The sequence below is a fragment of the Pseudonocardia broussonetiae genome (genome assembly GCF_013155125.1).
Classification (GTDB): Bacteria; Actinomycetota; Actinomycetes; order Mycobacteriales; family Pseudonocardiaceae; genus Pseudonocardia; species Pseudonocardia broussonetiae.
In genome coordinates this window covers 2,588,596-2,601,219 of record NZ_CP053564.1, presented here as the reverse complement: position 1 = coordinate 2,601,219, position 12,624 = coordinate 2,588,596, and the positions used below count along the sequence as shown (strand labels likewise).

The following is a 12,624-nucleotide window of genomic DNA, read 5'->3' as shown; positions in this document are numbered from 1 at the left end:
CCGCCCCCGGACCACCACCGTGCCCCCGGAGGCGTGAGCGATGAGCATCGAAGAGACGACCGCGACGACGACCGGCGCGGCCCCGCCGACGGCCGCGACGAACGAGACGCTGGAGGACTACACCCTCCGGTACGCGCCGAGCACCTACCGCAAGTGGACGCCCGGCGTCGTCGCGACGACCGCGCTCGGCGGCATCGCCTACCTCGCCGACTTCGCCATCGGCGGCAGCATCGGCCTCACCTACGGCACCGGGAACGCGCTCATCGCGATCCTCGTCGGCGTCGTCGTCATCTTCACGACCGGGCTGCCGCTGGCCTACTACGGCGCCCGGTACAACATCGATCTCGACCTCGTCAGCCGCGGCTCCGGGTTCGGCTACTACGGCTCGGTGCTCACCAACGTCATCTTCGCGACGTTCACGTTCATCTTCTTCGCCCTCGAGGGCTCGATCATGGCGCAGGGGCTGCTGCTGGGGCTGGGCATCCCGCTCTGGCTCGGCTACCTGCTCTCGACGCTCATCATCATCCCGATCGTGATCTTCGGGATGTCCGCGCTCAGCACGATGCAGGTGTGGACGACGCCGCTGTGGCTGGTCCTCATGGTCGGCCCGTTCGTCTACCTGGTGATCGCCGACCCGGCGTCGGTGGGCACGTGGCTGGCCTACGAGGGCAGCGAGGGCGGCGGGATCAGCCTCACCGCGATCGGGCTGGGCGCCGGCGTCGCGCTGTCGCTGATGGCGCAGATCGGCGAGCAGGTCGACTACCTGCGCTTCATGCCCGCCAAGACCGAGGCGAACAAGCGCGCGTGGTGGACCGCCGTCGTCGCAGCCGGGCCGGGCTGGGTGCTCCTGGGCGGGCTCAAGCAGGCCGCCGGCGCGTTCCTGGCCGTGTACATCGTCGGGCAGCTCGGCGAGGTGGCGGCCGTCGAGCCGGTGCAGCAGTTCAACGCGACGTTCTCCGAGATCGTCCCCGGGTGGCTGGCCGTGCTGCTCGCCGTCGTCCTCGTCGTGATCAGCCAGATCAAGATCAACGCGACGAACGCGTACTCCGGCTCCCTGGCCTGGACCAACTCGTTCACCCGCGTCACGAAGCGCTACCCGCGGCGGATCGTGTTCGTGTTCGTCAACCTGGCGTTCGCGCTGGTGCTGATGGAGGCGAACATGTTCGCCTCGCTGAACTACCTGCTCGGCTTCTACGCCAACTGCGCCATCGCCTGGGTCACGACGGTGGCCGCCGACATCGCGATCAACAAGTACCTGCTGGGGATCTCGCCGAAGGAGCCGGAGTTCCGGCGGGCCTACCTGTACGCGGTCAACCCGGTGGGCGTCGGGTCGTTCCTGGTGGCGACGGGCGTCTCGTTCGCGGCGTTCTTCGGGGCGTTCGGTGACGGGGCCCGCGCCTGGTCCCCGTTCCTCGCCCTGGGCCTGGCGATCGTGCTCACCCCGCTGCTGGCCGTGGCGACGAAGGGGAAGTACTACCTCAAGCGGCCCGACCTGCAGCCCGAGCCCCGGTTCACCGCCGACGGCACGCCGGCGACGACGACCCTGGACTGCGCCGTCTGCGGCCTGGCCTACGAGCGCCCGGACATGGTCGACTGCAGCTTCCACAGCGCCCGCCTCTGCTCGCTGTGCTGCACGACGGACAAGGCCTGCGGGACGGTGTGCCACGAGAGCACGACGTTCCTGGGGCTGCCGGTGGGAGCCCCCCGCCCCTGACCGGAAACCCCGCGAGTTTGCCGACGAACCCGGCGAGTTTGCGGATCGAGCCCGGCGAGTTTGCCGACGAACCCGGCGAGTTTGCGGATCGAGCCCGGCGAGTTTGCCGACGAACCCGGCGAGTTTGCGGATCGAGCCCGGCGAGTTTGCCGCCCGGGTCCGGCGAGTTTGCCGGAAGCCCCGGCGAGTGTGCCGATCACGCCCGGCGTGGCTCACCACGTGTAGCCACGCCGGGCGAACGCCGCCCTGAGCTCGGCACGGACCCGCATCATGCTCCGGAGGTCCTCCTTGCCGGCGCGCACGACGATCCACCCGCGGCGCTCCAGCTCCTCCTGGCGCGCCGCGTCCTGCTCGGCACGTCCGAGGTGAGGCTCGTAGCCGTCGTACTCGAACGCGATGCGCTGCTGCGGCCAGGCCAGGTCGATGCGGAAGATCTCACGGCCATCCTGCAGGATCTGCCAGTTGACCTCCGGGATCGGGAAGCCGTCCTCCAGCAGGCGGTAGCGGATCCAGCTCTCCGGTGGGGACTCCGCCTCCGCGGAGGCCAGCCCGAGGAGGACGGCACCGCGAGCGGAGCCGCGCGGGTCGGCCCGGTGCCGCAGCCGTGTCCCGATCGCCGATCGCAGCTGCTCCTGATGGGGTCGCGCCAGTCGTAGCGCCTCGTCGGTGACAGCGAGTGCGGCCAGCCCGTCCGGTGTGCAGAGCAGGTCGGCGACGACGTGGTCCAGCGCCAGCACGCGGAGCCCGTCGAGGTCCTCGACGTCGTCGTCCGGCCACCGGCCGTGGTGGACGGTCAGACCCGGCCGACTTCGGAACTCACGGCCGTACGGGATGCGGACGTGGGTGCTCGCGACGTCGACGGAGCGGCAGCCGTGGAGATGGGCGGCGGTGGCGTCGACGAGCACCGAGCGGTCGCCGGTCGCGAGCAGGGCGGCCCCGCCGCGCGTGCAGGGGTCGAGGAACCGGGGCGACTCGACGAGAGCCGTCCACAGGGGACGCAGCACGCCGGCGCGCACGAGCTCGTCGGCAGACCGCCGCCCGGCGGCGGCGATCAGGTCGCGCCGGCGGTAGGCACCGTGGAGGCCGGGGATCGGGATGTCCATGCCCATGACGATGGGGCCGATCGACGCCGTCGCCGCGACGAGTTGAGATCTGTGGACCGACGCAGACGCATGTGGACAACCAAGCGAGCGCCGGCGGCGAACTCGCCGAGCACTGCCGGCAAACTCGCGCGGCTCAGCGGCGAACTCACCGGGCGCCCGGGCAAACTCGCCGGACGCCAGCGGCAAACTCGCGCGGGGTGGACGGCAAACTCGCCGGGCGCCCCGGCAAACTCAGTGGGCCTTCTAGGGCTGGGGGGTCGTCAGCGCGCTCAGCGCCGCGTTCGCCAGGATCCGCACGCCGAAGGGGAGGGCGCGCTCGTCGAGGTCGAACGTGGGCTGGTGGATGTCGCGCATCGGGCCGTGACCCGGCCACACCCCGAGCCGGGCCATGGCGCCCGGCACGTGCTCGAGGTACCAGGCGAAGTCCTCGCCCCCGCTCGACTGCTCGGTGCCGACCGACGCGTCCGGACCCAGCACCGCGGTGGCGGCGTCGGACAGCATCGTGCTGCTCGAGGCCTCGTTGACCACCGGCGGCACGCCGCGGACGTGGTCGAGGACGTAGCCGACCCCGGTGGGGGCGAGCACCGCGGCCACCAGCGAGCGGACCTTCTCCTCGAGCTCGTTCCACGTGGCGTGGTCGGCGGTGCGCAGCGTGCCGCGCAGCAGGCCGTGCTGCGGGATCGCGTTGGCGGCCTCGCCGGCCTGCACCGCGCCCCACACCAGGACGGTGCCCGAGCGGGGGTCGACCTGGCGGCCGAGCAGCAGCGGGAGCTGGGTGATCAGCAGCCCGAGCGCCTCGACGAGGTCGGCCGTGAGGTGCGGGCGGGCGGTGTGCCCGCCGGGCGAGGTCAGCCGGATCTCCAGCAGGTCGCAGGCCGACGTGATCGGCCCGACGCGCGTGCCGAGCTTGCCGACCTCCAGGCGCGGGTCGCAGTGCAGCGCGAAGATCCGCTGCACGCCCCCCATCGCACCGTCGGCGACCATGTCGAGCGCGCCGCCGGGCTGCACCTCCTCGGCCGGCTGGAACACCAGCCGGACGCGGCCGGGCAGGTTCGGCGCGGACGCCAGTGCCAGCCCCGCCCCGAGGACGACGGCGGTGTGCGCGTCGTGCCCGCAGGCGTGCATCACCCCGTCGACGGTGGACGCGAACGGGAGCCCGGTGTCCTCCTGCAGAGGCAGGGCGTCGAGGTCGGCGCGCAGCGCGACGCAGCGGTCGCCGTAGCCGATGTCGCAGACCAGGCCGGTGCCGCCGGGGAGCGTGCGCGGCTCGAGGCCGGCGGCGAGGAGCAGCTGGGAGACCAGCGCCGTGGTGCGGTGCTCGGCGCGGCCGAGCTCGGGTACCGAGTGCAGGGCGCGTCGCCAACGGACGACGTCGTCGGCGTGGGCGGCGAGCCAGCCGTCGAGCCAGGCGGGCCCGGAGCCCGCGCCGAGGTCGACCACCGCGGGGGCGGCCGGCATGACCGGGGACGATTCCAGCAAGGTCACCGCACGCCCCCGCTCCGGACGTGCATCTCTGCTCTGTCCTGCATCGGACCATGGTGCTCACCCGGACGGCGGTAGACCAAGAGCAAATCGTTCACGTAGGGAAACGCTCGCCGAGGGGTCGCCGATGTGCTGCGGACGGCCGTACCCCGCGCGACGAGTGGTGATCGACACGAGCGACGAGCGGAACTTTTCGCCGTTCGTCTCATCGCGGCGGCGGCTGTGGAGAGCATGCCCTGAGGGATACCCGTCTGTGCCCGGAAGATACGTGCGGGCCAGAATGGGCAGGTGACGACGCCGCAGGACGGACAGCGCCGCATCGGCGGCCGGTACCTGCTGTCCGGCAAGATCGGCAGCGGCGCCATGGGCACCGTCTGGGCCGGGTACGACGAGGTCCTGCGCCGTCGCGTCGCCGTCAAGGAGCTGCGGGTCCCGATCGGCGTCGGCGACCAGGAGGCCCTCGACATGCGCGAGCGGATCCTGCGCGAGGCGCGGGCCGTCGGCGGGCTGTCGCACCCCAACGTCATCACCGTGTTCGACGTGGTCGAGGCCGACGGCGAGCCCGTCGTCGTGCTGGAGCTGGTGCCCTCCCGCAACCTCGCGGAGATGATCTCCGACCACGGGGCGCTGTCCGTCGCGCAGGCGGCGGTCGTGGGTTACGCCACTGCGGGGGGTCTGCGGGCCGCGCACCGCGCGGGCATCACGCACCGTGACGTCAAGCCGGGCAACGTCCTCGTCGCCGACGACGGGCGCGTCAAGCTCACCGACTTCGGCATCGCCCGCAACATCGCCGACGCCCCGATGACGAGCGTCGGCCTCGTGCTCGGCTCGCCCGCCTACATCGCACCGGAGGTCGCGGCCGGCCAGCCCGTGACGCCCGCCGCCGACCTGTGGGGCCTGGGCGCCACGCTGTTCGCCGCGGTCGAGGGCCGCCCGCCCTACGACGTCGGCGGCGACCCGGTGCAGACCATCACCGAGGTCGTCGACGGCGACGTGCCGCGCAGCCGCGCCGGCGGGCCGGTGTCGGAGGTCATCGCGGCGCTGATGGTGAAGGAGCCGTCGGCCCGCATGCCGCTCGACGAGGTGCGCATCCGGCTGCGGCCGCTCATCTCCGACCCCGACGACCCCCTCTACCCCGGCTCCCCCGACGCCCCGACGCTCGCCGCGTTCGTCACGCCCCCGCTCGACCTCCCGCCTCCCGCCGAGCACCCCGAGCCCTCGCGCAGCTCGGCGTCGATGGAGGCCCGGCCGCCCTCGCAGCCCGCGCTGCTCGCCGCCGACCCCGGTCCGCTGCCGGGCCCGCCGCCCGGGCGGCCGGGGGCGCTGCGGCCCGACGTGCCGATGCCCCCGCGCCCGGACCCGCTGCGGCCCGACACGCTGCGCCCCGACCGCGGCCCGCAGCGCCCGCCCCGGCCGCGCGCGCAGCCCCTGGCGGCGGCCCGGTCGTTCGCAGAGCCGACCTCGACGCTGCAGTCCGTGGCGCTCGTCATCGCCGGTGCGCTGGTGGTGCTGCTCGGCGCGGCCGCGGGCTGGGCCATCACGCGGATGATCGGCGGGCAGTCGCCGTTCGACACGGTCACGGTGACGTCCGCCGGCACCGAGCTGGTCTCGCACCTCGACCCCCTGGGCTTCGACGCCGACGTCCCGGCCGGCTGGACGCAGTTCGACCACGAGCGCCTCGACGGCTCGCGGGCCGCGTCCTTCATCAGCCCCGACGGCACCGAGGAGTTCACGGTGGAGCGCGCGGAGTCGCGCGACGCCGCGCTGGCCGGGCTCACGACCGACCGGCTCGGCGTCGACGTACTCGATCGCTCGGAGCTCGCCGACGACCGCCTGACCTACCGCACCGACCGCGACGGCCAGCAGCGCGCCACCTGGCTCGCCCTCGTCCCGGCCGACGGCGACGCCGTCTGGGTGGCCCGGCTCACCGTCCCCGGCGAGCGCGGAGAGGGCACCGCGCAGGCCCTGTTCGACGTGCTCATGGCCGGTTTCGCCGCTGCCGGGGCCTGATCGTCCGTTCCGTAGGCTGCGGGCATGAGCGAGCTCGAGAGCGCAGCGGCCGCCGCACTGGCCGAGGCCACCGGCGTGGCCACCCACGACGTCGCCGTGGTGCTGGGGTCGGGCTGGCGCCCGGCGGCCGACCTGATCGGCGAGGCCGACCACGAGGTCCCGATGGCCGACCTCCCCGGCTTCCTCGCCCCCACCGTCGCCGGCCACGGCGGCACGGTGCGCTCGGTGCGGGTCGGTGAGCGCCGCGTGCTGGTGCTGCTCGGGCGCACGCACCTCTACGAGGGCCACGGCGTCGACCCGGTCGTGCACGGCGTCCGCACGGCCGCGGCCGCGGGCTGCACCACCGTCGTCCTGACGAACGCGGCCGGCGGCATCCGCGAGGGCATGAGCGTCGGCGACCCGGTCCTGATCTCCGACCACCTCAACGTGACGGCGACGTCGCCGCTGCGGGGTGCGCAGTTCGTCGACCTCACCGACCTCTACTCCCCCCGCCTGCGCGCGCTCGCGCGCGAGATCGACCCGACGCTCGCCGAGGGCGTCTACGCCGGACTGACCGGCCCGCACTTCGAGACGCCCGCCGAGATCCGGATGTACCGCGGGCTGGGCGCCGACCTCGTCGGGATGTCGACGGTTCTCGAGGCGATCGCGGCGCGCGCGCTGGGCGTCGAGGTGTTCGGGCTGTCGCTGGTGACCAACCTGGCCGCCGGGCTCACCGGCCAGCCGCTGGACCACCACGAGGTGCTGGAGGCGGGAGCCGCGGCGGCCGGGCGGATGGGCGGGCTGCTGCGCGAGCTCGTCGCGCGATCATGAGTGCACCTGCGGCAGCCGTGAGTGGATACGAGTGCTCCAGCACTCGTAGCCACTCACGGGGGGTGGGTCGGTGAAGCCGCACCTGCGCGACGCCGCCCTGCGCTGGATCGCCGACGACCCCGACCCCGCCACCCGCGCCGAGCTCCAGCGCCTCCTCGCCGACGTCATGGCGGGCGGCCCCGACGACGAGCTCGCCGACCGGATGTCCGGGATGCTGCGCTTCGGCACGGCGGGGCTGCGGGGGCCGGTCCGGGCCGGGCCGGCCGGGATGAACGTCGCCGTGGTGCGCCGCGCCACGGCCGGGCTCGCGGCCTGGCTCGCGCGCGACGGCGTCCGCGGCACGGTCGTGGTCGGGCGCGACGCCCGGCACGGGTCGGAGGCCTTCGCCGCCGCCGCGGCCGAGGTGCTCGCCGGCGCCGGGTTCGCCGCCCGCACGCTCCCCGGCCCCCTGCCGACGCCCGTGCTCGCCTTCGCCGTCCGCGAGCTGGGGGCCGTCGCCGGTGTGCAGATCACGGCGTCGCACAACCCGCCCGCCGACAACGGCTACAAGGTCTACCTCGCCGACGGCGCGCAGCTCGCGCCCCCGTCCGACGCCGAGATCGAGGCGGCGATCACGGCCGCACCCGCGGCGGTGTCCGTACCGACCGGCGGCGACGTGTCCGAGGTCGACGTCACCGGGTCCTACCTGGACCGCGTCGCCCGCCTGCCCCGCGGCACCGCCCGCACCCTGCGCGTCGCGCTCACCCCGATGCACGGCGTCGGCGGCGCCGTCGCGGTGCACGCGCTGCACCGGGCGGGCTTCACCGACGTGCACGTCGTGGCGTCGCAGGCCGCGCCCGACCCCGACTTCCCGACGGTCGTGTTCCCCAACCCCGAGGAGCCCGGCGCCACCGACGCGCTGCTCGCGCTCGCCGCGGAGGTCGGCGCCGACCTGGCGATCGCCCTGGACCCGGACGCCGACCGCTGCGCGCTGGGCGTCCCCACCGCCGAGTCCGCCTCCGGCGGGCGGGCGGGCTGGCGCATGCTCACCGGCGACGAGACCGGCGTCCTGCTCGGCGACCACCTGCTGCGCACCGGCTCGTACGACGACCCGCTCGTCGCCACGACGGTCGTCTCGTCGTCGATGCTGCGGTCGGTCGCGCAGGCGCACGGCGCGCGCTTCGCCGAGACGCTGACCGGCTTCAAGTGGATCGTCCGCGGCGGCCCCGGCCTGGTCTACGGCTACGAGGAGGCGCTGGGCTACTGCGTCGACCCGGGCGCCGTCAACGACAAGGACGGGATCGCGGCGGCCACCGTCGCCTGCGACCTGGCGGCCACGCTCAAGGCCGACGGCAAGGGCCTGCCCGACCGGCTCGACGCGCTGTCGGCCGAGCACGGCGTCCACCTCACCCGCGGCATCTCGGTGCGCATGGAACCCGGCCCCCGCGACGCCGCCGTGGCCCGCCTGCGCGACGCCCCGCCGCAGGGCTGGGCCGTCACCCGTCCCGCCCCCGACGTGCTCGTGCTGCGCCGCGAGGGCGAGCGGCTCGTCATCCGCCCGTCCGGCACGGAGCCGAAGCTGAAGGCCTACCTGGAGGTCGTCGAGCACGGCGACCGCGCCCGCGCCCAGGAGCGCCTCGACGCGCTCGCCGCCACCGTCACGGAACTGCTGGGCGCATGAGCACGCTGCTCGTCGTGCACCACACGCCCTCCCCCGCGACGGCGGAGCTGCTCGACGCCGTGCTGCGCGGCGCGCGGGACCCGGAGATCACCGGCGTCGACGTCGTGCGGCGCGCCGCGCTCGCCGCCACCGCGTCCGACCTGCTCGCCGCCGACGCCGTCGTCCTCGGCACGCCCGCCAACATCGGCTACATGTCGGGCGCGCTCAAGCACTTCTTCGACACCGTCTACTACGTCTGCGCCGACGACACCCGCGGCCTGCCCTTCGGCCTCTACGTCCACGGCAACCTCGGCGTCGAGGGCGCGGTGCGGTCGGTCGAGGGCGTCACGGGCGGGCTGGGCTGGACGCAGGCGGCCGCGCACGTGACCGTCAGCGGCGCCCCGACCCGCGCCGACCTCGACGCCTGCGCGGAGCTCGGCGGCACCCTCGCCGCCACGATCATGAACGGCGGATGACACCCACCGGGGCTAGGGTGCCGCGATGCCCCGTCCGAAGGTGCACGACGCGGCGCTGCGCGAGCGCCTGCTCGACCGCGCGGGAGCCCTGCTGTCCGACGGCGGCACCGACGCGCTGAGCCTGCGCACCCTCGCGCAGGACTGCGGCACCTCCACGACGGCCGTCTACTCGCTGTTCGGCGGCAAGCCCGCGCTGCTCGACGTCCTGCTCGACCGCGCGGTGCACCGCCTCACCGGCCGCCTCGACGCCGTCGACGCCACGACCGACGCCGGCACCGACCCGCTGGAGCACCTGCGCCGCCTGGCCCTGGCCTACCGCGACGCCGCGCTGGACGACCCGCGCGTCTACGAGGTGCTCTCCGCCGCCCCGCCCGCAGCGCAGGCGCTGCGGCCCTTCGCCGACGCCGTCCGCCGCGCCACGACCGCCGGCGCGCTGCGCCCGGAAGCCGACCCGTCGGCCGTGGCGCTCGCGGTGCAGGCGCTCGTGCACGGGCTCGTCGACCTGGAGCTGCACGGCCTCGCCCCCGCCGCCGACGTGACCGGCGCCCTGCGGGCCATGCTCGACGGCTGGCGCGCCCCGGGCTACGGGACGGCGCCGAACTGACGGTCGCCGGCGTCGCCCAGGCCCGGGACGATGAACGCGGAGTCGTTGAGCCGCTCGTCGATGCTGGCGGTGACGACCCGGACCGGCAGCCCGCTGCCCTCCAGGTGCGCCACGCCCTCCGGCGCCGCCAGCACGCAGATCGCGGTGACGTCGGAGGCGCCGCGCTCGGTGAGCATCCGGATCGTGTGCTCCATCGAGCCGCCGGTGGCGAGCATCGGGTCGAGCACGAACACCGGACGCCCGTCGAGCGACTCGGGCAGCGACTCCATGTAGGGCACCGGCAGGTGCGTCTTCTCGTCGCGCGCCAGGCCCACGAAGCCCATCTGGGCCTCGGGCATCAGCGCCTGCGCGGCGTCGACCATCCCGAGCCCGGCGCGCAGCACCGGAACCAGCAGCGGCGGGTTGGCCAGGCGGTAGCCGGTGGTGCGGGCGACCGGGGTGTGCAGCGGCGCGGTGGCCACCGGGGCGTCGCGCGTGGCCTCGTAGATCAGCATGAGCGTGAGGTCGCGCAGGGCCGCCCGGAACGTCGCGTTGTCGGTGCGCGCGTCCCGCATGGTGGAGAGGCGGGCCCGGGCCAGCGGGTGGTCGACGACGCGGACATCCATGGCCGGAGGCTAGCCGGACACCCCGACGAACCGCGCCACCGCCGCGGCCAGCTCCGGCCCGGCGTCCTCCTGCAGGAAGTGCCCCGCGCCGGTGATCGTCGGGTGCTCGTGCCCGGCCGCACCCGGCACCTCCGCGCGCAGGACCGGCCCCATCGCCGCGGTGATCGGGTCGCCGTCGCTGAACGCGCAGAGGAACGGCAGGTCCAGGCCGCGCAGCACGTCCCAGGCGGCGCGGTTGGCCGCCGTCGACGGGTCGTCGGGGCGGGTCGGGACGAGCAGCGGCATGGCGCGGGGCCCCGCCTTGTAGGACTCGTCGGGGAACGGGGCGTCGTAGGCGGCGCGCACCTCGGGGGTGAACCGCGTGCGGCAGCCCGACTGCACGAGCCGCGCCACGTCGAGCACCTCGGCCTTCTCCACCGCGCGGCGGAACTCCCACCACACCGGGGGCATGTCGACGTCGCCGGTGGGCAGGCCGGTGTTGGCGGCGACGACGCGGGCGAAGCGCTCGGTGTGTTCGGCGACGAGCCGCAGCCCGATCAGCCCTCCCCAGTCCTGGCCGACGAGCGTGACGGAGCGCAGGTCGAGGACGTCGAACACGAGCGCGCGGACCCACTCGACGTGCCGGGCGTAGCTGTGGTCGGCGATCTCGGCGGGCTTGTCGGAGCGGCCGAAGCCGACGAGGTCCGGCGCCACGACCCGCATCCCCGCCCCGGCCAGCACCGGGATCATCGTGCGGTGCAGGAACGACCAGCTCGGCTCGCCGTGCAGCAGCAGCACGACGGGGCCGTCGGCCGGGCCGTCCTCCACCCACGCCATCCGCAGGCTGCCGCCGTCGCCGTCGGGCACGTCGGCGTAGCGGGGCGGCTGCGGGAAGCCGGGGAGGTCGGCGAACCGCGCGTCGGGTGTGCGGAGGGTGCGCATGACGACGATCCTGGCACCCGTGCTGATCCGTGACGCCACCCCCGACGACTGGGCCGCGATCTGGCCCTTCCTGCGCGCGATCGCCGCCGCGGGCGAGACCTACACCTACCCCCGCGACATCACCGAGGAGCACGCCCGCTCCATCTGGATGCCCGGGCCGCCCGCCGTCGCGTTCGTGGCCGTCGACGACGACGGCACCGTGCTCGGCAGCGCCAAGGCGGGCCCCAACCAGCTCGGCCCGGGCTCGCACGTCGCCACCGCGAGCTTCATGGTCGACCCGGCGCACGGGCGCCGCGGCACGGGCCGCGCGCTGGGCGAGCACGTGGTCGCCTGGGCGACGGCGCAGGGCTACCGCGCCATGCAGTTCAACGCCGTGGTCGAGACGAACACCCGCGCCGTGGCCCTGTGGCACGCGCTGGGCTTCGCGACGGTCGGCGTGGTGCCGGAGGCGTTCCACCACCCCGAGCACGGCTACGTCGGGCTGACGGTGATGCACCGGACGCTGTGACGGCCGGGCTCACTGCAGCGGGAACGGGGGCTGCCACCACCACGGCTCGTCGACGACCTCGACCGCCACCACCCACTTCACCCACCAGAACCCGCGCCGCCCGGGCGCGACGAGCCGCACCGGCGCCCCGTGCCCGGGCCGTGAGCGGCCGCCCGGCCAGGTGCGTGGCCAGCAGCAGCGAGCCGGCCTCGCCCGCGGGGAAGCGGCGGCGGTAGCCGGTGGCCGAGACGACGTCGACCGACGCGCCCGCGGGCAGCCCCAGGTCGGCCACGCGCACGCCCCGCCACTCCTGCTCGCTGTACCAGCCGCCGGTGCAGTCGAGCACCGCGCGCACGGTGGTCGTCGGGAGCGCGGCGAGGTCGACCTCACCGCCCGGGACCCGCAGCGGCCGCACCGGCAGCCGCGGCACCGGGTCGAACATCCACTGCGTGACGGGCACCGCCGCCGCGTCGGCGATCGCGTGCGACCCGGTCTCCCGCCGCTCCCGCCCCGGCGCCACGAGCCACAGCAGCGCCGACCCCGCGACGACCCCGGTGCCGAGCAGGGCGCGGCGGCGGTCGACGTCGGTGCGCCGCACCAGCGACCGCCACCGCCCGCCCCGCCCCCGGTGGTGGACCAGCACGTGCGCCCCGGCCAGCACGGCCGCCCCGACCGCCGCCCCCACGTGGACCTGCATCGGCAGCAGCCCGAGCACGACCGGCGCCCAGCCCCACAGCGCGTGCAGCAGCCCGCTGACCACCGCCAGCACGGCG

General features: G+C 75.0%; 12 protein-coding genes. 7 read left to right on the top strand and 5 right to left on the bottom strand.

Translation table 11 applies throughout. The annotated features are described in order from the left end of the window. Positions 1–40: 40 nt before the first annotated feature. The gene (locus HOP40_RS12925) at positions 41–1,714 is read left to right on the top strand and encodes a purine-cytosine permease family protein (protein ID WP_240157647.1); all 1,674 of its coding nucleotides are present in this window, start codon (positions 41–43) and stop codon (positions 1,712–1,714) included. Between the two features lie 212 nt (positions 1,715–1,926). Here the strand turns inward: HOP40_RS12925 and HOP40_RS12920 are convergent, their stop codons facing one another. After that, entirely contained in the window at positions 1,927–2,817 is an 891-nt protein-coding gene (locus tag HOP40_RS12920) for a hypothetical protein (protein WP_172158108.1), read from the bottom strand. 243 nt (positions 2,818–3,060) lie between these two features. Further along, a complete protein-coding gene (locus HOP40_RS12915; protein ID WP_172158105.1) occupies positions 3,061–4,275 on the bottom strand; it encodes an amidohydrolase in 1,215 nt (404 codons plus the stop codon). Between the two features lie 312 nt (positions 4,276–4,587). Here HOP40_RS12915 and HOP40_RS12910 point away from each other — a divergent pair, with 312 nt between their 5' ends. The 5 genes from HOP40_RS12910 to HOP40_RS12890 all read left to right on the top strand — a co-directional run bounded on the left by HOP40_RS12910 (position 4,588) and on the right by HOP40_RS12890 (position 9,838). Next, entirely contained in the window at positions 4,588–6,309 is a 1,722-nt protein-coding gene (locus HOP40_RS12910) for a serine/threonine-protein kinase (RefSeq protein ID WP_172158103.1), read from the top strand. 24 nt (positions 6,310–6,333) lie between these two features. Continuing rightward, positions 6,334–7,119: a purine-nucleoside phosphorylase gene (locus tag HOP40_RS12905; RefSeq protein ID WP_172158100.1), complete on the top strand. Its 786-nt coding sequence runs from the start codon at positions 6,334–6,336 to the stop codon at positions 7,117–7,119. 70 nt (positions 7,120–7,189) lie between these two features. Continuing rightward, positions 7,190–8,779 carry a phospho-sugar mutase gene (locus HOP40_RS12900; protein ID WP_205347171.1) on the top strand — a complete coding sequence of 530 codons (1,590 nt, stop codon included), beginning with the start codon at positions 7,190–7,192 and terminating at the stop codon, positions 8,777–8,779. Further along, positions 8,776–9,234, top strand: coding sequence for a flavodoxin family protein (locus HOP40_RS12895; RefSeq protein ID WP_172158098.1), 459 nt, complete (start codon positions 8,776–8,778; stop codon positions 9,232–9,234). The genes HOP40_RS12900 and HOP40_RS12895 overlap by 4 nt, the downstream gene beginning before the upstream one ends. A gap of 25 nt (positions 9,235–9,259) precedes the next feature. Beyond that, entirely contained in the window at positions 9,260–9,838 is a 579-nt protein-coding gene (locus HOP40_RS12890) for a TetR/AcrR family transcriptional regulator (RefSeq protein ID WP_172158095.1), read from the top strand. Here the strand turns inward: HOP40_RS12890 and upp are convergent. After that, on the bottom strand, positions 9,817–10,443 hold the full coding sequence (gene upp, locus HOP40_RS12885; protein WP_172158092.1) for a uracil phosphoribosyltransferase: 627 nt from the start codon (positions 10,441–10,443) through the stop codon (positions 9,817–9,819). The two genes, HOP40_RS12890 and upp, sit on opposite strands and share 22 nt — an antisense overlap. A gap of 9 nt (positions 10,444–10,452) precedes the next feature. Then, complete coding sequence (locus HOP40_RS12880) at positions 10,453–11,364, bottom strand: haloalkane dehalogenase (protein ID WP_172158090.1); 912 nt, start codon at positions 11,362–11,364, stop codon at positions 10,453–10,455. On the opposite strand from HOP40_RS12880, the gene HOP40_RS12875 reads away from it, so the two are divergent. Next, complete coding sequence (locus HOP40_RS12875; RefSeq protein WP_172158087.1) at positions 11,363–11,872, top strand: GNAT family N-acetyltransferase; 510 nt, start codon at positions 11,363–11,365, stop codon at positions 11,870–11,872. The genes HOP40_RS12880 and HOP40_RS12875 overlap by 2 nt on opposite strands. Before the next feature lie 9 nt (positions 11,873–11,881). On the opposite strand, the gene HOP40_RS36780 is transcribed toward HOP40_RS12875, so the two are convergent. Beyond that, the gene (locus tag HOP40_RS36780; protein WP_172158085.1) at positions 11,882–11,992 is read right to left on the bottom strand and encodes a hypothetical protein; all 111 of its coding nucleotides are present in this window, start codon (positions 11,990–11,992) and stop codon (positions 11,882–11,884) included. Between the last annotated feature and the right edge of the window lie 632 nt (positions 11,993–12,624).